Source organism: Bacillus sp. FSL R5-0286 (assembly GCF_038593245.1).
Classification (GTDB): domain Bacteria; phylum Bacillota; class Bacilli; order Bacillales; family Bacillaceae; genus Bacillus; species Bacillus altitudinis.
The window spans coordinates 3,059,777-3,085,078 of sequence record NZ_CP151977.1; the positions used below are offsets into that span (position 1 = coordinate 3,059,777).

The 25,302-nt window shown below is 41.9% G+C and carries 24 protein-coding genes and 1 riboswitch; of the genes, 9 read left to right on the plus strand and 15 right to left on the minus strand.

All coding sequences use genetic code 11. From position 1 onward, the window contains the following. Positions 1-20: 20 nt before the first annotated feature. Together NST24_RS15900 and NST24_RS15905 are read right to left on the minus strand one after the other, a co-directional pair. Positions 21-1,043 carry an iron ABC transporter permease gene (locus NST24_RS15900; protein WP_007500263.1) on the minus strand — a complete coding sequence of 341 codons (1,023 nt, stop codon included), beginning with the start codon at positions 1,041-1,043 and terminating at the stop codon, positions 21-23. Then, entirely contained in the window at positions 1,044-2,096 is a 1,053-nt protein-coding gene (locus NST24_RS15905; RefSeq protein WP_008347113.1) for an iron ABC transporter permease, read from the minus strand. A gap of 259 nt (positions 2,097-2,355) precedes the next feature. Here NST24_RS15905 and NST24_RS15910 point away from each other — a divergent pair, with 259 nt between their 5' ends. Beyond that, the gene (locus NST24_RS15910) at positions 2,356-3,294 is read left to right on the plus strand and encodes an iron-hydroxamate ABC transporter substrate-binding protein (RefSeq protein ID WP_047945408.1); all 939 of its coding nucleotides are present in this window, start codon (positions 2,356-2,358) and stop codon (positions 3,292-3,294) included. Between the two features lie 37 nt (positions 3,295-3,331). Here NST24_RS15910 and NST24_RS15915 read toward each other — a convergent pair whose 3' ends face one another. From NST24_RS15915 to NST24_RS15925, 3 genes are all read right to left on the minus strand, one after another. After that, positions 3,332-4,741 carry an amino acid permease gene (locus tag NST24_RS15915; RefSeq protein ID WP_025207968.1) on the minus strand — a complete coding sequence of 470 codons (1,410 nt, stop codon included), beginning with the start codon at positions 4,739-4,741 and terminating at the stop codon, positions 3,332-3,334. A 192-nt stretch (positions 4,742-4,933) separates the two neighbouring features. Further along, positions 4,934-5,112, minus strand: a riboswitch (Lysine riboswitch). 122 nt (positions 5,113-5,234) lie between these two features. Further along, positions 5,235-5,378, minus strand: coding sequence for a small acid-soluble spore protein SspJ (gene sspJ, locus NST24_RS15920; protein WP_008347117.1), 144 nt, complete (start codon positions 5,376-5,378; stop codon positions 5,235-5,237). 82 nt (positions 5,379-5,460) lie between these two features. After that, positions 5,461-5,889: a MarR family transcriptional regulator gene (locus tag NST24_RS15925; RefSeq protein ID WP_007500254.1), complete on the minus strand. Its 429-nt coding sequence runs from the start codon at positions 5,887-5,889 to the stop codon at positions 5,461-5,463. Positions 5,890-6,059: 170 nt separating this feature from the next. Here NST24_RS15925 and NST24_RS15930 point away from each other — a divergent pair, with 170 nt between their 5' ends. From NST24_RS15930 to modB, 4 genes are all read left to right on the plus strand, one after another. Then, positions 6,060-6,551, plus strand: coding sequence for a metal-dependent hydrolase (locus NST24_RS15930; protein ID WP_282900225.1), 492 nt, complete (start codon positions 6,060-6,062; stop codon positions 6,549-6,551). Between the two features lie 123 nt (positions 6,552-6,674). Beyond that, positions 6,675-8,525, plus strand: coding sequence for an LTA synthase family protein (locus tag NST24_RS15935; protein WP_058336922.1), 1,851 nt, complete (start codon positions 6,675-6,677; stop codon positions 8,523-8,525). A 115-nt stretch (positions 8,526-8,640) separates the two neighbouring features. Then, entirely contained in the window at positions 8,641-9,417 is a 777-nt protein-coding gene (modA, locus tag NST24_RS15940) for a molybdate ABC transporter substrate-binding protein (RefSeq protein ID WP_135009686.1), read from the plus strand. Further along, complete coding sequence (gene modB / locus NST24_RS15945; RefSeq protein ID WP_285528344.1) at positions 9,417-10,082, plus strand: molybdate ABC transporter permease subunit; 666 nt, start codon at positions 9,417-9,419, stop codon at positions 10,080-10,082. Before modA ends, modB begins: the two co-directional genes overlap by 1 nt. Positions 10,083-10,277: 195 nt before the next feature. Here the strand turns inward: modB and NST24_RS15950 are convergent, their stop codons facing one another. From NST24_RS15950 to NST24_RS15980, 7 genes are all read right to left on the minus strand, one after another. Further along, entirely contained in the window at positions 10,278-11,123 is an 846-nt protein-coding gene (locus NST24_RS15950) for an aldo/keto reductase (protein ID WP_008347122.1), read from the minus strand. Between the two features lie 68 nt (positions 11,124-11,191). Next, positions 11,192-12,061, minus strand: coding sequence for an ROK family protein (locus NST24_RS15955; protein ID WP_045034590.1), 870 nt, complete (start codon positions 12,059-12,061; stop codon positions 11,192-11,194). 63 nt (positions 12,062-12,124) lie between these two features. Then, positions 12,125-14,140, minus strand: coding sequence for a Na+/H+ antiporter (locus tag NST24_RS15960; RefSeq protein ID WP_047945413.1), 2,016 nt, complete (start codon positions 14,138-14,140; stop codon positions 12,125-12,127). A 316-nt stretch (positions 14,141-14,456) separates the two neighbouring features. Next, positions 14,457-15,068, minus strand: coding sequence for a trimeric intracellular cation channel family protein (locus tag NST24_RS15965; RefSeq protein WP_007500242.1), 612 nt, complete (start codon positions 15,066-15,068; stop codon positions 14,457-14,459). 344 nt (positions 15,069-15,412) lie between these two features. Continuing rightward, complete coding sequence (locus NST24_RS15970; RefSeq protein ID WP_007500241.1) at positions 15,413-15,826, minus strand: disulfide oxidoreductase; 414 nt, start codon at positions 15,824-15,826, stop codon at positions 15,413-15,415. Beyond that, on the minus strand, positions 15,823-16,539 hold the full coding sequence (locus NST24_RS15975; RefSeq protein ID WP_008347618.1) for a DsbA family protein: 717 nt from the start codon (positions 16,537-16,539) through the stop codon (positions 15,823-15,825). Before NST24_RS15975 ends, NST24_RS15970 begins: the two co-directional genes overlap by 4 nt. 116 nt (positions 16,540-16,655) lie before the next feature. Beyond that, a complete protein-coding gene (locus tag NST24_RS15980) occupies positions 16,656-18,755 on the minus strand; it encodes a heavy metal translocating P-type ATPase (RefSeq protein ID WP_178929890.1) in 2,100 nt (699 codons plus the stop codon). A gap of 422 nt (positions 18,756-19,177) precedes the next feature. Between NST24_RS15980 and NST24_RS15985 the strand changes: the two genes are divergently transcribed. The 3 genes from NST24_RS15985 to NST24_RS15995 are packed head-to-tail and all read left to right on the plus strand — an operon-like array spanning position 19,178 to position 21,745. Beyond that, positions 19,178-19,921 carry a metal ABC transporter ATP-binding protein gene (locus NST24_RS15985; RefSeq protein WP_178929889.1) on the plus strand — a complete coding sequence of 248 codons (744 nt, stop codon included), beginning with the start codon at positions 19,178-19,180 and terminating at the stop codon, positions 19,919-19,921. Beyond that, positions 19,921-20,793 (plus strand): metal ABC transporter permease, encoded by an 873-nt coding sequence (locus tag NST24_RS15990; protein ID WP_007500236.1) that lies wholly within the window; start codon positions 19,921-19,923, stop codon positions 20,791-20,793. Before NST24_RS15985 ends, NST24_RS15990 begins: the two co-directional genes overlap by 1 nt. Before the next feature lie 13 nt (positions 20,794-20,806). After that, positions 20,807-21,745 (plus strand): metal ABC transporter substrate-binding protein, encoded by a 939-nt coding sequence (locus NST24_RS15995; RefSeq protein WP_024719816.1) that lies wholly within the window; start codon positions 20,807-20,809, stop codon positions 21,743-21,745. Between the two features lie 37 nt (positions 21,746-21,782). Here NST24_RS15995 and NST24_RS16000 read toward each other — a convergent pair whose 3' ends face one another. Further along, the gene (locus tag NST24_RS16000; protein WP_047945414.1) at positions 21,783-22,331 is read right to left on the minus strand and encodes a hypothetical protein; all 549 of its coding nucleotides are present in this window, start codon (positions 22,329-22,331) and stop codon (positions 21,783-21,785) included. Between the two features lie 88 nt (positions 22,332-22,419). Here NST24_RS16000 and NST24_RS16005 point away from each other — a divergent pair, with 88 nt between their 5' ends. After that, positions 22,420-23,028 carry a TetR/AcrR family transcriptional regulator gene (locus NST24_RS16005; RefSeq protein WP_178929888.1) on the plus strand — a complete coding sequence of 203 codons (609 nt, stop codon included), beginning with the start codon at positions 22,420-22,422 and terminating at the stop codon, positions 23,026-23,028. Between the two features lie 13 nt (positions 23,029-23,041). Here NST24_RS16005 and NST24_RS16010 read toward each other — a convergent pair whose 3' ends face one another. Beyond that, positions 23,042-23,974, minus strand: coding sequence for a response regulator (locus NST24_RS16010; RefSeq protein ID WP_039168273.1), 933 nt, complete (start codon positions 23,972-23,974; stop codon positions 23,042-23,044). After that, entirely contained in the window at positions 23,971-25,287 is a 1,317-nt protein-coding gene (locus tag NST24_RS16015; RefSeq protein ID WP_178929887.1) for a sensor histidine kinase, read from the minus strand. Before NST24_RS16015 ends, NST24_RS16010 begins: the two co-directional genes overlap by 4 nt. Positions 25,288-25,302: the final 15 nt, after the last annotated feature.

Consider the following 25,302-nt stretch of genomic DNA (forward strand, 5'->3'; position numbering starts at 1 on the left):
TGTTGTACTCTCCTTCCTCATTAGTTCGTTTTCATCAATAAGTAAATGAAGTAAGGTGCGCCTAAGGCAGAAACGACGAGTCCAACGGGCACCTCTGATGGAGCAAGTATGACACGCCCAAGTGTATCTGCAAGTAATAACAGCAGTGCACCAATCATAGCGGACGCCGGTATCATTCCTTGATGTTTCGGTCCAACTAGCTTTCTTGCGAGGTGTGGTGCCGCTAACCCTAGGAACGATATACTCCCTGCAACAGCGACACTTGCACCGGCTAATGCAACTGCAATCAGCATGAGAAAACTTCTTTCTTTATGAACTGAAATCCCTAAGCCATAAGATATCTGATCACCCAAATTCATGATATTTAAGTAGCGTGCCCTCACCATCGCTAATACAAGAAAAATCAGCATCCACGGCACGACTGATAAGACATATGTCCAACTTGAGCCCCAAATACTTCCTGACAGCCACACAATGGCTTGGTTAAAATCATTTGGGCTCATCTTTAATTGAATGACCACAATTGCTGCCGAAAATGCAGCATTGATCCCAATACCAGTTAAAATCAATCGAACAGGCGTAATGCCCTTTTTCCACGCTAGCACATAAATGAGAAATGCAGCAAAGGCTGCCCCTGCGAAAGCGAAAAGCGGCAGTACAAATATCGTAAAATCACCTAAGTTCGACATCGAGCCCTGAAAGGCAAAGATAAACAAAACAACCGCAAAACCTGCACCCGCATTTACACCTAGAATGCCGGGATCAGCTAAACCATTTTGAGAAACACCTTGCCAAATGGCTCCTGATACAGCGATAGAAGCGCCAACAAGTAAAGCGATGACCATCCTTGGAAGTCTGAACTCGAATAATACAAGCTCATCCATTTCACTTCCGAGTCCAAAAAATGTTTTGAATGTATCCATCGGAGAAATCCGTATCTCTCCGGTATTTAAACTTATTAGGAACACAGCCACGATCGCTAAAAAGATCATGACCATCGTTCGTTTGTATTTCTTTTTCTTTGCCTGCTGCACCATTTCCATTTAAATTCCGCTCCTTTCACGTCTCGCTAAATATAAGAAGAAAGGAACGCCTATAATGGCTGTAATGGCACCCACTGGCGTTTCAAACGGCGCATTGACAAGCCTTGCCGCAATGTCTGCATAAATGAGCAAAATAGCCCCTAAAATAGCTGAGCAAGGGATAATCCAGCGATAGTCAACGCCGACCAAGAAACGCGTAACATGAGGAATCACAAGCCCGATAAAGCCAATAGAACCTGCAACTGACACGGCTGCACCTGTTAAAAGGATCACGACCAATATGCCAAGTACCTTGACTGTTCGTGTATATTGTCCAAGCCCTTTTGCTAATTCATCACCTAAGCTTAAAACCGTGATGGAGCGGGCAAGAATCATTGCGATGATCAGTCCTACAGCCGCAACTGGAATGATGATCTTAATATTGCTCCAATTCACACCAGCCACACCGCCTGCGTACCAAAAACTCATATCTTGCGCGACGTCAAATCGAATGGCAATCGCTGAGGAAATTGAGCTTAAAAGTGCGCCAACAGCCGTACCGGCTAATGCGAGCTTCACAGGAGTAAGTCCCCCTTTTGAAAGGGTTCCAACCCCAAATACAATAGAGGCGCCAAGTGCTGCACCCAAAAATGACCAAAGAATTAATGTAAAAGAAGATTGGCCTGGGAAAAAAGCAAACGCAATGGCAATCGCAAATGCAGAGCCATTTGTCACACCCATGATTTCAGGAGATGCAAGCGCATTTCTTGTCATGCCTTGCATGATGGCACCCGATACTGCTAAAAAGGCACCGACAAGTGCGGCACCAACTGTACGCGGCAGCCTTAGTTCCCTAATGATTTGATGTGAGGTTTGTTGTGAGTCAAAATGAAAGACGGCTTCCCATACCGTGTGTAAATGAATGTTTGCCGCTCCTAGCGATACTGATAAAAAAAGACCAAATGCTAAAGCAATGATTCCTATGATGACAACAGCTGCTGTACCAAAAGGCTTTGTCACAATATCTATCGCATCATCTTTAGCTGACAGCTGTTTATTCGATTGTGAGCCCAAAACCAGTCTCTTCCTTTCCGTTCATATCTATTCGTTATTAATGATAATGATTATCAATCTCGGAGTCTAGTATATCACTTTCTTCACGTTTTGAAATCCTTGTTCTGATAAATTTCTTTATTTTCATCAAAAAACCGGGAGAATTTCACCATTTTCATTTTGGTCATAAAATAGCCGATGCATTTTTTCTTCTATCATGTTAAGATATAATCGCGAATGAGAATCATTATCATAAACAATTGAATAGGAGCGAACTTTAGTGAAAAAACGAACTGGACTTCTTTTGATTTCCTTCATGACCCTTATGATTTTTACTGCTGCTTGCGGCAGCACTTCCAATAAAGAATCGGGAGCCAAAAAAAATGACACGATCACCTATCAAGATGTAAAGGGTGAAGTGAAACTGCCTCAAAACCCAAAACGTATTGTGCTTCTGGCGGAAAGCTATTACGGGGATCTCGTCACACTCGGCAAAACCCCAATTGCTGCCACTGCGCCCATCTTTAAAAACCCTTTCTATAAAGGAAAAACAGATGGAGTGAAAAATATTGGAAAATCTCCCTCTGTTGAGAAAGTAGCCTCATTGAAGCCGGATATGATCATTGCTTGGGGAGAAGATGAGAAATTTGATCAATACAAAAAAATTGCACCTACAGTTGCCATTCAATACAATCAATATTCGTTTAAAGATCAGCTAAAAGAATTCGGTAAAATGACAGGCACATCAAAAAAAGCAACGGATTGGATCACAAAATGGGATGCCAAAATTGCTGAAGTGAAACCAAAAGTAACAAAAGCTGTAGGAAACAAAACCGTTTCGATCGTATCACCATTCGATAAGGGCATTTACATTTTCGGTAACACTTTTGCACGCGGTGGTGAAATCATTTATGACGAGCTAAAATTAAAAGCTCCGAAGGCTGTCCAAAAAGAAGCCATCGACAGTGGTGTCGGTTATGCAAACATTTCTCTTGAAAAGCTTCCAGAATTTGCAGGTGATTATATTTTCACAAGCCCATGGAGCGGTTCAAAAAGTAATGGCGATCAAGTGTATAAAAGCAGCATCTGGGCATCACTTCCTGCTGTCCAAAACAAACGTGTATTTGAAACAGATACAGTCGGTTACTTCTTTAATGACCCTGTGTCACTAGAAGGTCAGCTCGAATTTATTGTGGATCGATTAACATCTGCCTCATAAAAAAATACGTTTCTCCAATGCTGGAGAAACGTATTTTTTAAACTGTACCTTTGGCAAATTTTTTGGACATGAATGGGTAGAGTAAAATGCCAACTAAGAACAATCCAATACCAAGACCAAATGTTTTTAAATCAGCTGTGCCTGAAATAATGACCCAAGCGGAATACCCCATGGCCACAAGCGCAATGATCCCGTCTCTTGTCCGGTTTCCTTTTTGGAGCTCATATGTGTCACCTTGCATGATGACCTTAAAGCTGTAGATCGACGACACGATATACGGAATGAGATACGCAAGTGTCGCTGATGTTGTTAAGAAAGTAAAGGCTTCATTAATCGTACGTGACATGACTGAGAAAATAAACAGCTGTGACATGATATTTGTGACAGTCAAAGCAAAAACAGGACTCCCTTTTTTGTTTGTTTTTGCAAACACTGCTGGGAAATCGCCAGCTTTTGCTGCTTGATAAGGGACTTCAGAACCAAGCAAAATCCAGCCAAGCATCGAACCAAATAAACAAATGATCGCAAGAAGTGCCATGACAATGCCGCCAGCCGGCCCGATAATGAGCTGAAGCACGTCTACGAATGGTTTATCAGAACCTTGCAATTGATCATGCGGCAGAACGCCCATTGTAATCAAGGTAATAATCATATAAATAGACAGTGCAATTAAAAGTCCTGTAATCGTCGCACGTTTGACATCACGCTGCGAGGAGGCTCTTCCTGATAAAATGACAGCAGATTCGATGCCGATAAATGCCCATAGTGTGGAAATGGCCGCATGATGAATTTGGCCTCCAAGTCCGAGCACTCCTTCACCACTTGCTGCTTCAACAGGGAAGTAATAATGTTCAAATAATGCGGTTTGGAATGCAAATAAGCCTGCGACAATAAAAAGGACGAATCCAAGCACCTTTGAAAAGGTCGTAATAAAGTTCAGCTTACTTGCTGCGCTTAAGCTTGTAATTAAAATCGTATGAGTCCCCCATAGAAGGATTGTACATACGATAAACGTTGTGAGCTGACCAAGTGTGATCGCTTCTTTTCCAAAAGTAAAGACCTCCGTTTTCACGGTTAAAATTGGGAAAAAGGTTGTTAAATAACCAGCTAGGCTTGTGATAATGGCGACATTACTAATCCAGCTTGCCACCCAATATCCCCAAACCATTGTAAAACCGGCTGCTTTTCCTTTTTTCGGATCTTTAAAAAGCGCTCTTGCATAGCTTTGTGGTCCAGCTGTCAGCTGCGGTTTATGAATGGACAAATGTCCAAACACAAAGGCAATCATCAGTACGCCGCCACCTGTGACAAGCCATGCCATCGTCACACCTAAAGGACTTGCATGCTGGGCAAGTGTACTAGGCAGCATAAAGATGCCTGAACCTACCATATTTCCGACGACAAAAGCCGTCAATAACCAAAAACCCCATTTTTTTGTCTGTTCCATTTTCGTACCTCCGTTATATTCACTTTGGACCAGACCCGGCAGTATCTTCATTGATATATTTGTGAAGCAATGACTTGCATTCTTTATGTTCATGTTGGGTCACTTTCTTACCAGCATACCCTTTTCTTAGGCAATCAGAACATAAAAAAAAGCCTGAACAAAAGTCCATGCTTTTCAAAACATACACCTTGATCTCCGGATAGCCCTCCACGCTTCAAAGACGTGGCAGTCCTGCATTTGTTCAATGCAGACCCAGCATAAAGAAAGTTGGAGCTCTCTCTACACTTCGGCGCTGATGCCTTTTTTCTCATGATCAACGATTCCATCTCTCCCATGAGTGACTCATCATCCGCGCAACCTCTACCTCACTGAGACATAGCGTGAGGATTTCTATTCATTTTTACTACACGAAGGTTATCAAACATTCTCATATCTGTCAAAGGGAAAAACATAGAAAAAAGGCAGAGAAATGATTCTCCGCCTTTTTGTCAGCTTATTGATGGTTGTTTTTCTTCTTTTGGACAGCTTCTTGAAGCGGATCGCCTGCTAGTTCTTTACTTGCTTCTTCTAACAGCTGATCTACCTGCTGATGGTCTTTCTCGCTTTTCGCCTTTTTATCCTTTTGGAAAAATGACATCGCTATTTCCCCCCTTTTCATAAAATGCCTTTGCCTGTTTAATTTGTGCTACAGCGCTCAGCATTATACAAAGAGTAGCAGTTCATTCATCGTGAAAGGTCTGTCTCATTTTTTGCAAATACGTTAGAAAGGTCTTTAAGTCTTCCTCTGTGAAGTCTGACATCATATGCTGAATCACCTTTCCAAAAAGACGTGTATGCTTTTCGTAAATAGCCAGCCCTTTTTCCGTGGCTTCTAGCCGGACAAGGGAATGATCGTCCTTGTCCCGCTCTCTCTGAATGTAGCCTTGCTCACATAATTTATTGAGGGCTATGGAAGCGGCACCTGGGTTGAGAGAGAGTCTTTGTTTGAGCTCTTCAGCATGTGATACTTTTCCTTGTATCAATATAGAAAGAGCATATATCTGTGGAGGCGTGATGTCTTTTTCTAACTCAAGTAACTTGCGGTTTAATTTACGGCTGACTTCATAATGTACAAGAACAATTTCTTTTAAAATGTCTGCATTACTCATCCGAATCGCATCCTTATCGTTAGTGTCAACATGACTTCCTTCTTATTATAGAATGTTTTTCCAAACAGCCAACTATTTTATCCCATTTTCTTTAGAAATAAGCCTTGCTGAATGGATTCACCCTTGATATAGTGAGTACTTGAACAAAAAACAGAACAGGAGTACGCATCATGACAGGAAAAACACATATTATGGGCGGAATTGCCGCCTCCACAGCCGTCGCCTATTATTACGGATTCGAACCAGTGACGATGGCTACTGCTGGATCAGTAGGTGCCCTCATCCCAGATCTATGTCATACGAAAAGCAAAATCGGCAGGAAATTCCCGCTCCTTTCCACACTGATCAGTAGTGTGTTCGGTCACCGCACCTTTACACATAGTTTATTATTTCTGCTGATCATTTATTTTATTGCGACAACATACATTCCAAATGACAGCCTCAGTACCGGGTTACTAGTTGGGATGGCAAGCCACCTCATCCTTGATGCAGGCACAGTGAACGGTATTAAATTTTTGTTCCCTGCAACCATGAAAGTACGTCTCCCCTTTTATGTCAAAACAGGCAGCACAGGAGAACAAGTCGTACTAGCTGCTCTGACCATTGTCACCTGCTATTACATGGCTGTCATTTGCGGAATATCCATCCCATTGCCGTTTTAGAAAAAGAAAAAAGAGTTTTGCAAAAAAGCAGGATATGAATTGATCATTCCTCATTTTTTTAGTAGTTTTAAGATAAGTGTTTTTGCCTTGCAGCTGAATACAGAATGGTGAGGAGTTACATAAATGAAAGCGTTTTTCAAAAATCACTGGTTTTTAGTGTACTCCATCCTCTTTATGTGGATGAAAACATACATCATTTATCAATTCGGATTTCATATACGAACGGCCAATCTGTTTCACGAATGGCTGCTTTTGATCAATCCACTTAGCTTTTTGCTCCCTTTGTTTGGGATTGCTCTTTTCTTAAATGAAACGAAACAAAAGGTCTTTTTATTGACCACAAATTTTATTTTGACAGCCATTTTGATATCGAATACGATCTTTTACGGTTTTTATATTGATTTCATTACCATTCCTGTCTTATTTCAAGCAAAGAACATGGGAGATATGGGCAGCAGTATGACTGAATTGTTTCATCCGCTATTTATACTCATGCTGATTGATTTTGTGGTGCTGGCATGGCTCTTAAAACGGAAACCGCTATCACCAAAAGCGTCTTTTAAGACGATCAAAACATACTATGTGGTTTGCTGCAGCTTGCTATTGTTCCATGTCAGCTCAGCTTTGATGGACCACCCTCGATTTTTGACAAGCTCATATGATCGAGAAGTCATTGTACGAAACCTTGGGCTGTTTCAATTCCATTTGTATGACGGTGCCGCTCAAACAGCACGAATTGGACAAAAAGCCTTTGCAGACGAAGATACACTTTCAACAGTGGCAAACTACACAAAAGCTGATTACAGTGCTCCGAATGAAGACTACTTTGGACTTGCTAAAGGCAAAAATGTCGTGTTCATTTCTCTTGAATCAACGCAGCAATTTGTCATGAATCAAAAGGTGAATGGACAATACATCACACCATTTTTAAATGAACTTGCCAAAAAAAGCTTCTATTTTGATGAATTTTATCAGCAGACAGAACAAGGCAAAACGTCGGACTCAGAGTTTATCGTCGCAAACTCCCTCTATCCATCTAGCAGTGGCGCTGTCTTTTTCACAGCGAGTGACAACGAATATGACACACTGTACAAGCAATTGAAAAAAGAGAATTATCAATCCGTCCAATTTCATGCGAATAATAAAACGTTCTGGAATCGTGATGTGATGTATGAATCTCTTGGGATTGATCGCTTTTATGATGTCGATTCATTTGATGTCAATGAACAGAATTCGACTGGCTGGGGCTTAAAGGATATCGACTTTTTTGATCAATCCATCGATTATTTAAAAAAGCTGAAGACGCCTTATTACAGCACATTTATTACCTTAACCAATCACTTCCCATTTGAAATTGATCCAAAGGATCAGTTCATTGATGAATACGATTCAACTAGCACCATTTTAAACCGCTATGTGACCACCGTCCGCTATCAAGATGAAGCCATCAAAAGGTTCTTTGAACGAATGAAAGAAGAAGGACTATATGAAAATACAATGTTTGTCCTGATGGGAGACCACTATGGCATTTCAGAAGCACATCATGAGGCAATGGCAGAGCTGCTGAAGCAGGATGAAATCACACCGTTTGATGCGGTTAAACTGCAGCGGGTCCCTTTTTTGATTTACATTCCTGGGGTGACAGACGAGGCCCCTCAAACCATTTCTGAAACAGCCGGTCAAATGGATGTCAAACCGACACTTCTTCATTTACTCGGCATTGAATCAAAAGATTCTATTCAATTTGGGAATGATCTTTTCTCAAATGAACGGACACCGTTCGCTGTGCTGAGAAATGGAAACTTTATTACGGATGATTATCTTTATACAAAGAACACGTGCTATGATCAAAAAACAAAACAACCTGTTGAAGAAGATGAAGTATGCCAGCCTTATATAGAAAAAGCCAATAAAGAGCTGTCTCTATCAGATAAAGTGATCAACGGGAACTTACTACGTTTTTATCAGCATTAAAAGCTGCCCTCTGGCGGCTTTTTCTTTTCTCTTTTCCTGAAAGCCTATGAATGGTCAAATAAGTTTGATTATAATAAAGGATACACATGATGTTGAATGATAAAGAGGTGTGATCATGAAATATTTATTCTTAACCTACGTCACCATCTGTTTGCTCCTGACTGGGTGTCAAACGGAGTCGACGTCATCAGATCAAAGCAAAAAAACAGAACTTGTGATTTCAGCGGCGGCAAGCCTGCAGGATGCTTTGAAAGAGATTGAATCTGCCTATGAAGATGATCATCCAAACGTGACACTCACGAATAATTTCGGATCATCCGGCGCATTGAAACAGCAAATCGCTCAAGGAGCAAAAGCGGATCTCTTCTTCTCAGCAGCTGAAGAGCCTTTTGATGACCTTGTTCAATCTGGCGACATCGATCAGGATCATACAAAGGATGTCATACAAAATGAGCTAGTCCTCATCGTGCCAAAAGAAGGTTCCTCTTCTATCAAAACCTTTCGCGATGTTGAGCACATAAAAGGAAAGATAGCGCTTGGCTCACCTGAATCTGTTCCTGCTGGTACATATGCAAAAGAGATTTTCACAAAACTGAATATATGGGACCAAGTGAAACAGAACGCTGTCTATGGCAAGGATGTTCGTCAAGTATTAAACTATGTCGAAACAGGAAATGTGGAAGCTGGTGTTGTGTATAAGACGGACGCGCTCGTTTCTCGCAAAGTAAAGATAGTAGATGAGGCAAATCAAGACATGCATTCCCCCATCATTTATCCTGTTGGCATTGTAAAACAGACCGATCACATGAAAGAGGCGAAAGCTTTTTTTCAATATCTCCAATCAGATCCAGCCGCAGCGATTTTTAAAAAGTACGGCTTTCAAGTGAAATAATGCCGATGCTGACCGAAGATTTTCTTTCACCTATCTGGCTGTCCGTACAAGTGGCTGCTTTCAGCGGATTATTGGCTGTCGTTTTAGGAACGTCCATTGGTTTTTGGATGGCCCGTACATCTTTCAAAGGAAAAATGATCGTGGAAACGCTCCTCATGATGCCGCTTGTCCTTCCGCCAACGGTCGTAGGATTTCTGCTGCTCGTTGCGTTCGGGAAGAACAGTGTGATTGGACAAGCGATTGAATGGATCTTCCATCAGCCTGTCATCTTCACTTATTGGGCAGCAGTCATTGCATCGACAGTTGTCGCATTCCCGCTCATGTATCAATCAGCGAAAGCTGGTTTTTCTACGATTGAGTCAGACATTGAAGGTGCTGCAGAAGTTGATGGTGCGCATTCTTTCCAGGTCTTTGCCTATATTACCGTCCCACTCGCACTGCCATCTCTTCTCTCTGGTGCAGTTTTAAGTTTTGCAAGAGCCTTAGGAGAATTTGGAGCGACTTTAATGTTCGCTGGCAACATTCCTGGGAAAACGCAAACCCTCCCAACAGCCATCTATGTGGCGATTGATTCTGGACGAATGGAACTTGCATGGGCTTGGACCATTTGTATTGTGATCCTGTCTTTCCTCATGCTGTTGGCTGTTCGCCGAAGCAGGAATTAAAAAATCCCCTTCTCAAAAAGAGAAAGGGATTCAGATTGTTGACAAAGGGCTAAAATGAACTTGATTTTAGCCCTTTGTCTTCTTTTCAGCGTGATAGAAAACCTTTGCTGTACTGGTGTGACATTCGTGAGCACCTGCACGCAGGACTGACAAAGAATGCGAGGGTTTGTCTACACGCTGAGGGAATAATTTTATTTATTCAAACCCAACCGTCATCGTTTCTGGATTAGACCCGACACGTTCGTTATTATTAAGTGCATTGATTTTTTCCATGTCTTCTTGTGAAAGCTCGAAGTCAAAAATGTCGGCATTTTGTTTAATGCGATCTTCATTGATTGATTTTGGAATGGTGACAACGCCGCTTTGCAGATCCCAACGCAAGATCACTTGAGCCACAGATTTGTTGTATTGTGCTGCAATTTCCTTTAATACGTCATGATCCAAAAGCTTTCCTTGCATCAGCGGAGACCATGCTTCAATTTGAATGCCTTTTTCTTTCGCATATTGTCGTAATTCTACAAGTGTCAGTTTTGGATGAAACTCCACTTGGTTCACCGCTGGAACAACCTCCGCATCTTTTAACAGCTCTTCTAAATGCTGCACGTAGAAGTTGCTGACACCAATCGCTCTTACTTTTCCATCTTTATAAAGCTTCTCAAGCGCACGCCATGTCTCTTTAAACGTGTCTGCATTTGGTCCAGGCCAATGAATCAAATAGAGGTCTAAGTAATCAAGACCGAGCCGGTTTAAGCTTGCATCGAATGCAGCGAGTGCTTTGTCATATCCTTGATCTGTGTTCCATACTTTTGACGTAATAAACAATTCTTCTCTTTTGACGCCAGATTCTTTAATGGCTTTCCCTACGCCTGTCTCGTTTTTATAAACGGCAGCCGTATCAATGCTGCGATAACCGTTTCGTATGGCTGCTTTGACGGCATCAACCACTTGGTTGCCGTCCTCCACTTTGAATACACCTAAACCAAACCATGGCATTTCTACTCCGTTATTTAGTGTTACGGTATCATTCAAGCTTTTGACCATGTTAACAACCACCTTTTCATAGATTCCATCTTTTTCATTATCTCATGTTGCGTTTGAAAACTCTATTATCAGGCGTTTCTCTTCGCTTCAATCGCTAGTAGCAAAGCACCTGTCATACCTGCCTTGTCCTCAAGTCCAGGAGAGACAATGTATGTATCAAGCGGCGGCATGTCGACATAATCATTGACATACGCAGCCAGCTTCTCTCGAATGAGCGGAAATAGCTGTTTTTGCTTCATGACGCCTCCACCCATGATGATGCGTTCTGGGCTTAATATCAGCGTGTATTGCATTAATGCCTGTGCTAAATAATCTGCTTCAAGAGACCAAACTTCATCTTCTTCGGTAAGCTCTTTAGCCGGCTTTCCCCACCTTGCCTCAATAGATGGTCCTGCCGCCAGTCCTTCTAAGCAAGTACCATGCGCCGGGCAGACACCTGCAAACTGATCTGATTCATGCTGCCTGACCAGGATGTGTCCCATTTCTGGATGTGAGTGACCGTGGAGAAGCTCATTTTTCACAACAGCCCCGGCACCAATCCCCGTACCGACCGTGATATACAGACAGCTGCTTAGCCCTTTGGCGGCCCCTTTTGTCAGTTCACCTAATGCTGCGGCATTGACATCTGTCGTAAAGGACACCGGTACGCCTAATTGTTTCTCCAGCTCAGGTATCAACGGATAATGCTTCCATTCAACTTTCGGCGTATTCATGATGTAACCGTAAGAAGGATCGTCTTTCTGGACACAAATCGGTCCAAAGGAACCAACCCCTAATGCTGCAATTTCATGTTGCTGAAAAAATGGAATAAGTGATTGGATGGTTTTTTCCGGGTGCTCTGTTGGAATGGTTAATTCCTCTATGATATCCCCATGCTCATTGCCAATGGCACAACAGAATTTTGTTCCCCCAGCTTCAATCGCTCCGTAATATGTCATCCTGCCTCTCCCCCTGCTCGTCTCTTTTTTTCATCATAAAACAAAGGGGAGAAGTTGACAACATCATGTATTGGTCAGTAAGACTGCTTCCATGTCATTGATATACTCCCTTAAATGATGGGCAATATCACGATTGATTTCGCCATTTTCATATAAGGTTTGGATTTCATTACGAATCGTCTGTACGGCTTGGAAGTTAAGCTCTTTCTTCTTCCGGTCAAACGTACGATCCTTTTGCTGGAAGAACGAAGGACCATGTTCACAGCGGAAAATCACTTGATTGTAAAACCCAATGACTTGATGACACGTTTGTTGATTGTCTTCGGTCATATGGTGCTTAATAGAATCCACCGCAGCTTCAGCCGTTTTCTTGCGGATTTGTTTATACGATTCCTCGTTTTCTAATATGCCGCTCGAAATACGCTGATGCGGACGCCACAATTGAAGCCATTGTAGTAAGCGCAGAAACTTCACTTTTGAGAAACGAATTTTAAAGGAGTTGGAATAGAGCATTTCCAGCTCATGAAATCTCTCTTGCAGCTCATATGCTTCTTCTTTGTCGATTTTCTCTTCCTCAATCAACTGCTGAAGTTTCATCTGTTCTGCTTTAATACCATGCAGTCTTATTTTTCTCTCTTGTTTTCTCATACCAAACTGGTACGGTTCCCGCTGAATATTTCGTAGCTTCATTCGGAAATCATTGATGAGTGCAAGGGATACTTCTCGATTGTCCTCATTCATTCCTTCTTTTAACGTTTTAATGGCACTTCTCAGCAGCTTCCGTTTTGCGTGCTGAATCTTTGTATCTAAGTCCACATCCACTTGCTTATCTTTTTTCTCCGATAAAATAGGCAGTAGCACACTCGCTAAAATGAGTGTACATAAAATGACGCCTGCTGCGAGGAAAATAATTAAATGACGCTCAGGAAATGGTGATCCGTCTGCAAGCGTAAACGGGATGGAGAAAGCACCCGCTAATGTAACAGCACCACGAACACCAGAGAATGTCATCAGCATGGAAGCACGCAGTTTCGGTTTTTTCGTGTTCTTCTTTTTCGATACACTCCAGTTTCCTGCCCAGAACAACCAAACCCATAGGAATCTGAGAATCATTAGACAGAATGTAATGATTAAAATGTAACTGATGACTTGCATATTATTAAAGGCTTCATCTTGGAAAATGACGGTTGATACATCAGGAATTTGTAATCCAAGTAAAACGAAAACAAGGCCATTTAAAATAAATAAAATAATATTCCACGTGTTTGAAGAAGCAATTTGCAGTTTTGCTAAATTCGCTTCCATTCGGTCTTGCTCGATGGCATGTGTCACACCACCGGCAACAACGGCTAAAATGCCAGATACGCCAATTTCTTCCGCTGCTAAATAAATCACAAACGGCGTGAGGATTTGCAGGATGATGTGCATTGTGACATCGTCCATGCCTAAACGGCGGAGAAAATAGCGGAAACGAATGATAAAAAACGACAGAATAAATCCGGTCAATAATCCGCCAGCAGCAATCAGAACAAAGCTAAAGGATGCCTCTGCAATGGAAAATGCCCCTGTAACCGTTGCTGCAATAGCAAATTTAAAAGCAACAAGTCCTGACGCATCGTTCATCAGCCCTTCGCCTTCCAGCAGTCTCATGATCCCCTTCGGCATATTCACACGGCTGGAAAGGGCACTTACAGCCACTACATCTGTCGGAGATAAAATCGCTGCAAGCGCAAATGCAGCTGGAAGTGGTATGCTTGGAATCATCCAATGGATGGTATATCCTGCGACAATGACCGTCGCAAATACGAGCCCTAAAGCTAATAGAAGAATGGGCGCTCTTAATTTCCACAGCTCGTCCCTTGGGGTACGCTTCCCATCATTAAATAACAGCGGTGCAATGAATAAAACGAAGAATAGCTCAGGATTTAAAGAAATATGTAAACCTGAAGGAAAAGCTGCGACCAATATCCCTAAACCCACTTGGATTAATGGTACTGGAATAAAGGGCAGAAAACGATTGATAATATTAGATGATGCAATGAGTGCTAGTAGTACGAGCACTGCCAAAAAAATCTCCACTAGTACATGTCCCTCCCATTTCATTTTTTCCGTCATGTTTTGCTTACATGCAAAGATGTGTTCATTTCTTTCTGATCCATCCGTTCGGTCATGAGCGTTTCTTTAGTATCCCGCAAAAAGCGAAACCAACACATAACAATCCATCTAGGCAAAAAAAGACTGAATCTACATATTCAGTCAAATGACAATATTTTCATCTCGTGTATTGTTCCAATGATGAATAAAGAACCTACTTTTATTTTACACGAAAACAGCTTGACCTGCTGACATCAAGCTCGAATAACACATAAAAAAAAGAGCGACATCGCCCTTTTCTTTACCCTTTATTTAAAAAATAAGACCTAGCGGGAAGCCGCCATTTGAATAAGTAGGAACAAACCCTGCATATGACGAGGATGACAAACAGCAGATATAAAGCAAGCTCTCCTTGCGCTAAGCCGAGTCCGACGAGTAAGCCGCCAAGAGCTGCCCATACCGCGTAAATCTCTGCTTTTAGCACAAGTGGTTTTCGTCCTGCTAATAAATCACGCACAATGCCGCCGCCGCTTCCAGTCAAAATGGCTGCCACAATGACCGCACTGAGCGGGAGCTCTCTTTGTACAGCAAATAATGCACCTTGAATCGCAAAGGCTGCTAAACCGATCGCATCCGAGAAATTCCCCCACGTGCTCCAGTGTTTGAGCAAAAGCTTTGGAAATAGGAACACGATCGTAATGGATACAAGGGCAATGGTAAACATTTTGCCCTGTGACCATAAAGCAGACACCGGAAGACCAATTAATAGATTCCGAATCGCTCCCCCGCCAAATGCTGTGACAATCCCTAAAATGTACACACCAAGAATATCGTACTCTTCTTCCATTGCGACAATCGCACCACTAATGGCGAATGCCACAATGCCAATAATACTTAACACTTCCCATGCCATTTTCCGCTTATCTCCTTACCATTGTCTGATCATCTAACACTCTCCCCTTAATGTATATCTGACACAAATGAAAAGCAATACAAATTTTCTTTAAATTTTATCTTTTTGCAAAAATAAAAAATAGCCTGCTTTTAAGCAGGCTCAGATTGTTGACAAAGGGATAAAATGATCTTGATTTTAGCCCTTTGTCTACTTTCAGCGTGATAGAAAACCTTTGCAGTCTAGGAAGAACAGCTACTTTCGCGGAGCGAATTTGACATTCGTGAGCACCAGCGCACAGGAATGACACCGAATGCGAGGGTTTGTCTACACGCTGATAGCCTGCTTTTAAGCAGGCTATCTCCTCAATCTTCTTTTGCATTTAAAAGCAGCATACTAATGATGATCAGAATAAATGCAATGAGAGCTAAGAGTGGAATGGTGATAAAACCAAACCAGTTCAGATAATCAACGGAACAAGGAATACCGCTTAGACAAGGACGAATCGATGCAAAGCCTGGAATCTTTTGTTCCATATAATGATAGATGGAAAAGCAAGCACCAATCCCGGCCAAAGGGAGAACGTAGTACTTCACTTTGACATCGCCACGGAATGTAGCAATTCCAAGTAAAAGCACAAGCGGATACATGAAAATGCGCTGAAACCAGCACATATCACATGGAATAAACTTCTTTACTTCGCTTAAATACAGGCTGCTCATCGTCGCCACAATTGAGACGATCCAAGCGCTGTATAAGTAAATCAGTTTATTTTTCATGATTTTTTCCCTTTCAGCTCTTGATCAATTAATTCTTTGATTTCATCATAGTCATAAAAGTTTTGGACTTGTTTATTGTTAATGAAAATAGTTGGTGTTGCATTTACTTTGTATTGATTCACCAACTGATCATCTGTGTTCAGCTGTGGCTGATATGTTTTCTTTGATAGGTTATCTTTCAGCTTGTCCGTATCAATTTTCGTTGTCTTCTTCGCCAATTCGGTGAGCTTTGCTGGCGTTACCCATTCTGCTTCACTATCTGGTTGTGCGTTGTAGACCGCTTCATGAAATGCCCAGAAGTTTTTCGGATCTTCTTTCCACACTTCTTCAGAAGCCAGTGCTGCTAATACCGCACCGTCCCCATGAACAGGCAGTGGTAAGTTAATAAATGAGAAGGATACATCGCCATTATCTATGTAGTCTGCTTTCAATTTTGGGAAAATGTCTGTCTCAAATGATTTACATGATGGACATTTGTAGTCCCCAAACTCGACAACTTGCACTTTTGCCTTTTGATCTCCCATGACAGGCTGTCCTTTAATAGACGGCTTACTGTCGACTGTTTGTGCTTCTTGGCTGTTGTTGTTACCGATCACAACGAAAATACCGATGAGAAGAGCTGCAATGATGGTTAATATAACTGCAAACTTGATGGATGAAGATTGATTATTTTTTTTACTCACAAAAGCACCTACCTTATCTTTTTCATTCATTCCTTCACAAAGAAAAAGGATAACAGCTCAGGAAAATGCCATTATCCAACTTCTTCTATTTTAACAAGAGGGGGTCTATTATGAAAGACGCTATTCATGAATTTTTCCTTACAATTTTATTTCATGACCCTCATCGCATTTAAAACAGCCAGTACAGTGACACCAACATCCGAGAAGACGGCTTCCCACATCGTTGCAATACCGAATGCACCAAGTATGAGAAAGACGGCTTTCACCCCAAGAGCAAACGCAATATTCTGCCATACGATGGCTCTCGTTCTTTTAGCGACAGCAATAGCTTCCGCTACCTTCGATGGCTGATCTGTCATAATCACAATATCAGCCGCTTCAACTGCTGCATCTGAACCAAGTCCACCCATGGCAATACCTATATCCGCTCTTGCCAAAACCGGCGTATCGTTTATGCCATCACCAACAAACAATAATTTGTCTTGAGATGCTTTTTTCTCATACATGTCTTCGATTTTGGCGACTTTATCCTGTGGCAATAATTCAGTGTGAACTTCGTCAATGCCGATCTGCTGCGCGACTGCATTTCCTACTTGCGCAGCATCCCCTGTAAGCATCACGGTTTGAATGCCCGCAGCTTTTAGAGAAGATATCGCTTCAACTGCATCGTCTTTTACTTCATCTGCAATCAAGATAGATCCCGCAAACTCACCGTCTATTGCTAAATACACAACCGTTCCGCTTCGTTTTTCTTTTTCAAAAGCAATGCCCTCTCGTTCCATAAGGCGATGGTTACCTGCCAATACATGAGATCCGCGAATTGTCGCTTTGATCCCATGACCCGCAATATCCTCGTAAGATTCGATCTGGCTCTCATCAAGAGACGCTCCGTAAGCCGCCTTAATCGATTCTGCAATCGGATGAGAAGAATGCGCTTCTGCCAGCGCTGCAAAAGAAAGCAATTCCTCTTCTGACCATTTCTCATTCGCTGCTTCGATATGAGTGACTGTAAAGTTCCCTTTTGTCAAAGTACCTGTTTTATCAAACACCGCATAGCGGACAGAGTTCAAGGCTTCTAAGTAATTACTGCCTTTCACTAAAATGCCTCGTTTTGATGCGGCACCAATCCCGCCAAAGAAACCTAATGGAATGGATACAACGAGAGCACATGGACACGAAATGACAAGAAAGACAAGTGCCCGGTACACCCAATCAGACAATTGAGCTGATGGGATGAGAAGCGGTGGTACAAAGGCAAGCAATAAAGCTAGCACGACCACAGCAGGTGTATAATATTTAGCGAACTTTGTGATAAAGTTTTCTGTCTGCGCTTTACGGCTGCTTGCATTTTCGACTAAATCCAAAATCTTCGTAACCGCTGACTCACTGAGCTCTTTTTGCACTTCAATTTCAAGAATACCGTTTTGGTTCACAAATCCAGCAAGCACTTCTTTTCCTGCTTCCACATCTCTTGGAACAGACTCCCCAGTTAGTGCAGAGGTATCCACAAGAGAATAACCGTCTATCACACGTCCATCCAAAGGAATTTTTTCACCTGGTTTAACGACAATACGGTCACCAGCTTTGACTTCTTCCGGCTTTACCTTTTTTGTTTCTTGCCCCACTTTGAGGTTTGCGTATTCTGGACGGATATTCATTAATTCGCTAATTGATTTTCTAGAGCGATTCACAGCTGCCCCTTGGAACAGTTCTCCAATTTGGTAAAACAGCATGACTGCCAGTGCCTCAGGATACTGCTGAATCACAAAAGCACCAACTGTAGCTATGGTCATTAAGAAGTTCTCATCAAATACTTGACCGCGCACAATATTTTTCAGTGCTTTCAAGACAACATCTCCGCCAACTAGTAAATACGCGGCGAAAAACATGATGAACTTCAGTAAGCCATTGTCAGGTATAAAATAAGCCGCCGTTCCAATGACTGCACCACCAATTAATTTCAGTACAATCGTTTTTAAATTCTTTGTTCCATGATCGTGATCGTGGTGATGTCCTTCTTCTTTTGGTGATACACTCACATGAGGTTCAATGGACTGAACTGTTTTTTCAATACGCTTTGACATCGTTTCTTGTGCATCAGCATGTGTCACAGTTAATGTACCCGTCGCAAAATTAATTGAGCAAGCTTCCACTCCTTCGAGTTTGCTGACACCTGTTTCAATTTTACGTGCACAGTTTCCACAATCGAGACCGCTTAATACGTATTCATCCTTCATCTTTTTCATGTTCTCACCTTTTTCTATATAAGTAGCCTTCCCTGATTCAATCAAACCTATCAGCTGCTGTAGATATTATATATGAGCACATATTCATATATTGAATTACCCTTATTATATGAGGAGTTCTTACAAACTGTCAATCATTTATAAGCAAATGTTTGAGATTTTTCGTATTCAAGGATGTCACGTGAATTTTCAATAATCCATGCTCATGTCCCCTCTTCGTTGCATAACATAAAAACGATCGCTTGATGGGAATATTCAGCATTTCTCTTTACAAAAGAAGGACATACGATTAGAATAAGATAAAAGTTTCCTTAAGGAAACAAATTAGCGTTAGAGAATCATTTCATCCTTTAGTCAAAATTATTAAATGTATGCATATATTTTTAGGAAACGCAATTGATGATCGAAAGGGGCCTTAAGAGATGTCATATGCTTTAACAATCGACCGCCTGTATGTCTCATACCACGGACAGGATGCACTAGAAAACGTCTCTCTTTCCATACAGGAAGGAACAATGACTGGAATCATTGGTCCAAATGGTGCTGGTAAATCGACTTTATTGAAAGCATGTTTGGATTTAATTGAAAAGGATCAAGGCGGCATTCGTTTTTTTGAACAACCCTTTAAACAAGTGAGAAAACAGATCGCCTATGTACCGCAAAGAAATGATCTAGACTGGACGTTTCCTATCCATGTACTGGATACCGTACTGCTTGGCACATACCCAAAGCTCGGATTGATCAAACGACCGAAAAAAGAAGACCGTGCCTATGCGTACCATTGCTTAGAAAAGGTCGGGATGCAGGACTTTGCCAAAAGACAGATTGGGGAATTATCCGGCGGTCAGCAGCAGCGTGTCTTCCTTGCGCGAGCACTCGCTCAAAACGCACAGCTCTTTTGTTTAGATGAACCATTTGTCGGAATTGATATGGCAAGTGAAGAAACGATGATCGGCATTTTGAAGGAATTACGAGATGAAGGAAAAACCATTCTGGTCGTCCACCATGACTTAAGTAAAGCCGATGATTACTTCAGCCATCTCGTTCTTCTAAATAAGAAGCTGGTCAAAGCAGGGCCTGTCCATGATATTCTTCGTCCTGAGGTCATGCTCCAAGCATATGAAACACAGCTGCCATTTTTAAAATCAGCAGGAGGAGACGCGTAATGGAATTCTTAACCGGACTTTTTGAATATGCGTTTTTACAAAAAGCGTTATTTACATCCGTGATGGTAGGGATCATCTGCGGCGTCATTGGCTGCTTTATCATTTTACGGGGAATGGCTTTGATGGGAGATGCGATTTCCCACGCTGTACTTCCAGGTGTCGCCATCTCTTATATGCTCGGCATTAACTTTTTCTTTGGTGCGGTTCTAACTGGTGTACTGACAGCCATCGGCATCGGATATGTCAGTCAAAACAGCCGCATTAAAAATGATTCTGCCATCGGGATCGTATTCACTGCTTTTTTTTCCATTGGGATCATTTTGATTACATTTTTAAAAAGTTCCAGCGATTTATATCATATCTTGTTTGGAAACGTACTAGCCGTTCGTTCATCTGATATGTGGATCACGCTTGGCATCGGCATTTTCATTTTGCTGGCTGTCATTGTTTTCTACAAAGAACTGCTCATTAGTTCATTTGATCCAGTGATTTCTTCCGTTTACGGTTTACCAAATCGCATGATCCATTATTTCCTCATGACCTTATTAACCTTAGTGACCGTGGCATCCCTGCAAACTGTAGGTATTATTCTTGTTGTTGCAATGCTTATTACACCAGCTGCCACCGCTTATTTATTGACAGACCGGTTATGGATCATGATTTATTTATCTGCTTTTTTTGGAGCAGTTTCAGCCGTCGTAGGACTTGGGCTCAGCTTTACGTATAACTTGTCGTCTGGTGCTTCCATTGTGCTGGTCGCGACCATATTATTCGGCAGTGCCTTTATCTTTTCACCGAAACAAGGGATATTGTGGAGATCCTTAAAATCGAAGCGAAAACGAACACAGTTAAAAAAGGAAGCGTCTATGTAAAAGGAGGACATATATGAAGAAGGTATTAGCAATCCGTTTGACCGCAGTATGTATTGCCCTTTTGGTCATCGCAGGCTGTTCTACTCAGCAAAAAAGTTCCGGAAAAGATGACGGTAAATTAAAAGTTGTCACGACCTACTCCATTCTTTATGACATTGTGAAGGAAGTAGGAGGACAGCATGTCTCTATTCACAGCATTGTTCCCATTGGTACAGACCCACATGAATTTGACCCACTGCCAAAGGATGTTCAGTATACGACGGATGCAGACCTTGTTCTATCTAATGGCTTGAACCTTGAAACAGGGAATGGCTGGTTTCAAAAACTGCTTGAATCGAGCGGCAAGGACGGGGATGATGCACCTGTAGCCGAGCTGAGTAAAGGCGTCAAAGTGAAGCATTTGTCTTCAAAAGGGCTTGAAAGCCAGCAGGACCCACACGCATGGCTGAATGTCGAGAATGGGATTCTTTATGCGCAAAATGCCAGAGATGCGCTCATTCAAGCAGATCCTGAGCATAAAGAGGATTACGAGAAAAATGCTGAAACCTATATCAAAAAGCTTCAAACGCTTCACGATGAAGCAAAAGACAAGTTTGATCAACTCCCAAAAGATAAAAAACTCCTTGTCACAAGCGAAGGGGCATTCAAATATTTTGCGGATGCGTATGGACTGAAAGCCGGCTACATTTGGGAGATCAACACAGAAAGTGAAGGAACACCTGGACAAATGAAGCGCATCATTCATTTTGTCAAAGACCATCAAGTTCCTGCCCTTTTTCTTGAAACAAGTGTAGATAAGCGCAGCCTTGAAAGCCTATCTGAGGAAACCGGAGTTCCGATTAAGGGGAAAGTATTTACGGATTCTATTGGCAAAGAAGGTGAAGATGGGGACAGCTACTATAAGATGATGAAATGGAATATTGACACCATTTATAAAGGACTGTCATCATAAGAAAAGACAGGTGGAGTAAATCCGCCTGTCTTTTTTGTCATCCTGCTATATTTTCCGGGTGTTTTTTCGGCCAAATGACGTAGCTGATGCTAATGATGAAATCAATGGTTAAGACCATCCCCCACACACTGACAAGCTGCATCAGAGATTCCGTTCGTTCTGGTGCTTGGATGAGATAGGTCAATCCATATAACAGCCCCGCTCCGATGACATAAGAGATGAAATGACGCGTCCAGCCCACCATTTCATACAAAGACCGCTCCTTCCCGTACTTTGGTTTTCCCTTCGGCTTAGGGCCTCCTGCAAAACGATAAGCAAACTTAGCATCCGCCCATTTCACCATTTGATGTCCAAAGGCTAGACTCACACCAATATAAACAGCCGCAAGCCCGTGAATGACGCTCGCCACAGCCCCTTGCTTTAAATCTATATAAGTAGCCGCAAGAAGGATGAGATCTAAAACCGGCGTACAGACAAGAAAGAAAGCACCCCATTTCTTCTGTTTAAACACATAACGCAGTGTTAAGCCCATAAGAATAAACAGCCAAAAACCAATTTCACATGCCACAATCAATAAACCGACCAATTTCCCCACATCCTTTTTAACACGATTGTATTAAATAAAAAATAACACAACTGTGTTAAAAAAACAATAGCTGTGCTAAAATCAAGGTATGCCAAAAATCGTCGATCACCATAAACAAAAACAAAAGGTCGCTCAAGCTGCTATGAGAGTGATTAAACAAGAGGGATTGGAAAGCGCTTCTGTACGAAAAATAGCCGTAGAAGCTGGCATTTCAGCCGGCTCTATGCGTCATTATTTTTCCACACAGCAAGAATTGTTTCTATTCTCCATGAATTTAATTCAGGAAAGAGTGAAGGAGCGAATTGCTAGGCTTCCATTAAACGGTTCAACCGAGGAAAATGTATTCACTTTATTGGAGCAGGTTCTTCCACTAGACGAAGAACGAATATTTGAAATGGAGGTGTGGCAGGCTTTTACAGTCAAGGCACTGACTGAACCAGATTTACAGCCGCTCAATGCAAAGATGTATGACGAGCTTTTTCAAACCGTTCAATTTTGCTTAATGAAATTGAAAGAGGATGAGCTACTGCTAGATCATATCGATCTTTTATTAGAAACTGAGCGGCTTTATGCGGTCATCAATGGGCTTGCATTGAATGGAATCATACAGCCCCATCGTTTACCGCCTCAGCTTATGCGCTCCGTGCTGCAGATGCATCTTCAATCCATCACAAAAAAAGACATGCCCTCCTTATAGAGAGCATGTCTTTTTAATCTTCCATAAAAATACGTTTCGCCTCGTAATAGAGCACCTGTACAAATTTCTTCACATTGATACGTGTGTGCTCTTCTCTTCCACTTGTCTCTTTTGTGAGTTCACTCATTTTCTTACGCACAATGGTAAAATCGAAAAATTTTGATGCATAGTTTTCAAAGGTTGGGTGTGAAAAATCGGTTAACCCGAGCGAGGCGATGTGTTTCAATGATTGATTGATCGCACGTCTTACCCGCTGTTCCGCTGCTTTTGCTTCTCTTGCGATGTCGGCTGATGTAAAAGGTTCGTTTAATTTATCCTCTGTGATGCCAGTGAAAATCACTTTTAATGAAGGAAAAGAGTCGTGCTGATCGGCATGTAACGCTAAATACTGATCTGTGAAAAGAATCATATCTAGTAAATCCTTAGACCCCTTTTCACCGACAATCCCAAGCTCCGCGAGCAAAAACTGACCTGCCTCTGCAAGACTTTTCCCGCGCTGCTTTGTTTTCGTCTGTCCGCGCTGCTGGAACTGCATGACCGATTTGAGCGAATGCTGAATATTTTCAATTGAGTGCTCTAAATGCAGTCGTTCAATCATGAGATGGAGCACACTTAAGACCTCTACTCGATTGATCGGCTTTGTCACATAATACTCGACACCGAGTGTATATGCCTGGCCGATGAGTTCCTTTGTTTCTACCTGTGACAGCATTAAATATTTCCCATGAAATTCATCTTTGATCGCTCGAATCGTCTCAAGACCGTCCCTTTCCGGCATCAGAAGATCAATACACAAGATATCAATATGCAAATCATTTAAGTAGCTCGCTGTTACTTCAGCACCATCCTCTGCTTCCCCTGCCACAATGCCAAGCTCTTCATCTTCAATGAGCTGTGCCAGTGAAGAACGAACAGCTTCATCATCATCAACAATAAAAAATCTCATCTCCCATTCCCCTCTTTTCTGCTGACTTGATCAATTGGTATCGTTAAAGTGAACATCGTTTGTTGATTTGGGATACTCTTCATTTCAACACTTCCGCCAAGCTTCTCGGCTGTGTCTTTCACATAGGAAAGACCGATGCCGCTTGATGGGTTCCCGGCTTGGTCGTATTTTAAAGTGAAGCCCGGTTTAAAGATCACATGATGGTTACGCTCTTTAATGCCTGGCCCGTTGTCACTGATTTGAAAGATCACATCATTCTCTTTCCGTGAAATGGATAGTGATACCTCTCCATTCACCGGAATGGCTTCAACGGCATTGGATACAATGTTATTTAATAAAGATAGAATGGTATACACGTGATAAGCGGGATGCTGCCCATCTTCATCATAATGAAAAACGATTTGTTTTTTAAGAGATTCCGCGTAATTTTCATGGATACGAATTACAAGTCCAGCGATATGAGCAGGACTTGCATACTCCTGAAAGTTTTCCTCATGAATCAATTTTGATAAGGCAGAAAAAATCCGCTGATTATCCTTTTTGATTTCGTGTACCTCACCTGCAATTTGCAGGGCTGTTTTTCCGAGTTTTTTCAAATCTAATGATTCCGTATCCTTTGCATGATGCAGAGATTGATACAATTGATATGAAGTAGCTGTAATGTGCTCAGCATGTGCAAGGGTTTTATAAAAATATGTAGATTCCGTATAAAGATTTGACAGCAGCATCAACAGGTGTTCCTTTTCCTTCTTCATTTGGCGCTCTCTCGCCTGTTCTTCGTATAATCGAATCATCGTATAACAAGCCAATACGAAAAAGCTTCTGAAAATCGCCAATACAAATAGTTGAAACAGCGTTCTCACTGTTAAAATTTCATCAATGGCTCCCCTGAGTGCAATCATTTCGACTACACTTGCACATAGTTCCATGATAATCCCTGTCGCTCCAATGAGCCAAGGCTTATCACGGAAACGTCTGACCTGTAATACATAAAAAAGCGTACCATAGACGACGTAATACAGCAGGGAAGGAAATCTTAAAGAAACGGCCTCTTCCAGCGCTAAGTGGCCTGACACAGCGGTATCAAGAAGCACCCGGAATGCAAACACTGATCCCCCCGCAATGATGCCGCTTGCCCATGCCGGGAATTTTTTCATTTGAAGCAGGATAAAGAAAAAGACAACGGTTCCAAAGCTCACCCGAAAGCTATCCTCAAATGGATAAAATTTCAGCTCTCCCCCAATCGGAGTCAGAACAATGAGCATGATAATTAAATAAGGCTCTGTATTCAACCATTTTTTCAGTAGATTCAAACGCAGTCACATCCC

Bases quoted from the DNA above. Each gene is read 5' to 3' on its own strand.
- NST24_RS15900 (WP_007500263.1), bottom strand. From the start codon at position 1,043: ATGGAAATGGTGCAGCAGGCAAAGAAAAAGAAATACAAACGAACGATG.
- NST24_RS15915 (WP_025207968.1), bottom strand. From the start codon at position 4,741: ATGGAACAGACAAAAAAATGGGGTTTTTGGTTATTGACGGCTTTTGTC.
- sspJ (WP_008347117.1), bottom strand. From the start codon at position 5,378: ATGTCATTTTTCCAAAAGGATAAAAAGGCGAAAAGCGAGAAAGACCAT.
- NST24_RS15925 (WP_007500254.1), bottom strand. From the start codon at position 5,889: ATGAGTAATGCAGACATTTTAAAAGAAATTGTTCTTGTACATTATGAA.
- NST24_RS15930 (WP_282900225.1), top strand. From the start codon at position 6,060: ATGACAGGAAAAACACATATTATGGGCGGAATTGCCGCCTCCACAGCC.
- NST24_RS15935 (WP_058336922.1), top strand. From the start codon at position 6,675: ATGAAAGCGTTTTTCAAAAATCACTGGTTTTTAGTGTACTCCATCCTC.
- modA (WP_135009686.1), top strand. From the start codon at position 8,641: ATGAAATATTTATTCTTAACCTACGTCACCATCTGTTTGCTCCTGACT.
- modB (WP_285528344.1), top strand. From the start codon at position 9,417: ATGCCGATGCTGACCGAAGATTTTCTTTCACCTATCTGGCTGTCCGTA.
- NST24_RS15950 (WP_008347122.1), bottom strand. From the start codon at position 11,123: ATGGTCAAAAGCTTGAATGATACCGTAACACTAAATAACGGAGTAGAA.
- NST24_RS15955 (WP_045034590.1), bottom strand. From the start codon at position 12,061: ATGACATATTACGGAGCGATTGAAGCTGGGGGAACAAAATTCTGTTGT.
- NST24_RS15965 (WP_007500242.1), bottom strand. From the start codon at position 15,068: ATGGCATGGGAAGTGTTAAGTATTATTGGCATTGTGGCATTCGCCATT.
- NST24_RS15970 (WP_007500241.1), bottom strand. From the start codon at position 15,826: ATGAAAAATAAACTGATTTACTTATACAGCGCTTGGATCGTCTCAATT.
- NST24_RS15975 (WP_008347618.1), bottom strand. From the start codon at position 16,539: ATGAATGAAAAAGATAAGGTAGGTGCTTTTGTGAGTAAAAAAAATAAT.
- NST24_RS15980 (WP_178929890.1), bottom strand. From the start codon at position 18,755: ATGAAAAAGATGAAGGATGAATACGTATTAAGCGGTCTCGATTGTGGA.
- NST24_RS15985 (WP_178929889.1), top strand. From the start codon at position 19,178: ATGTCATATGCTTTAACAATCGACCGCCTGTATGTCTCATACCACGGA.
- NST24_RS15990 (WP_007500236.1), top strand. From the start codon at position 19,921: ATGGAATTCTTAACCGGACTTTTTGAATATGCGTTTTTACAAAAAGCG.
- NST24_RS15995 (WP_024719816.1), top strand. From the start codon at position 20,807: ATGAAGAAGGTATTAGCAATCCGTTTGACCGCAGTATGTATTGCCCTT.
- NST24_RS16005 (WP_178929888.1), top strand. From the start codon at position 22,420: ATGCCAAAAATCGTCGATCACCATAAACAAAAACAAAAGGTCGCTCAA.
- NST24_RS16010 (WP_039168273.1), bottom strand. From the start codon at position 23,974: ATGAGATTTTTTATTGTTGATGATGATGAAGCTGTTCGTTCTTCACTG.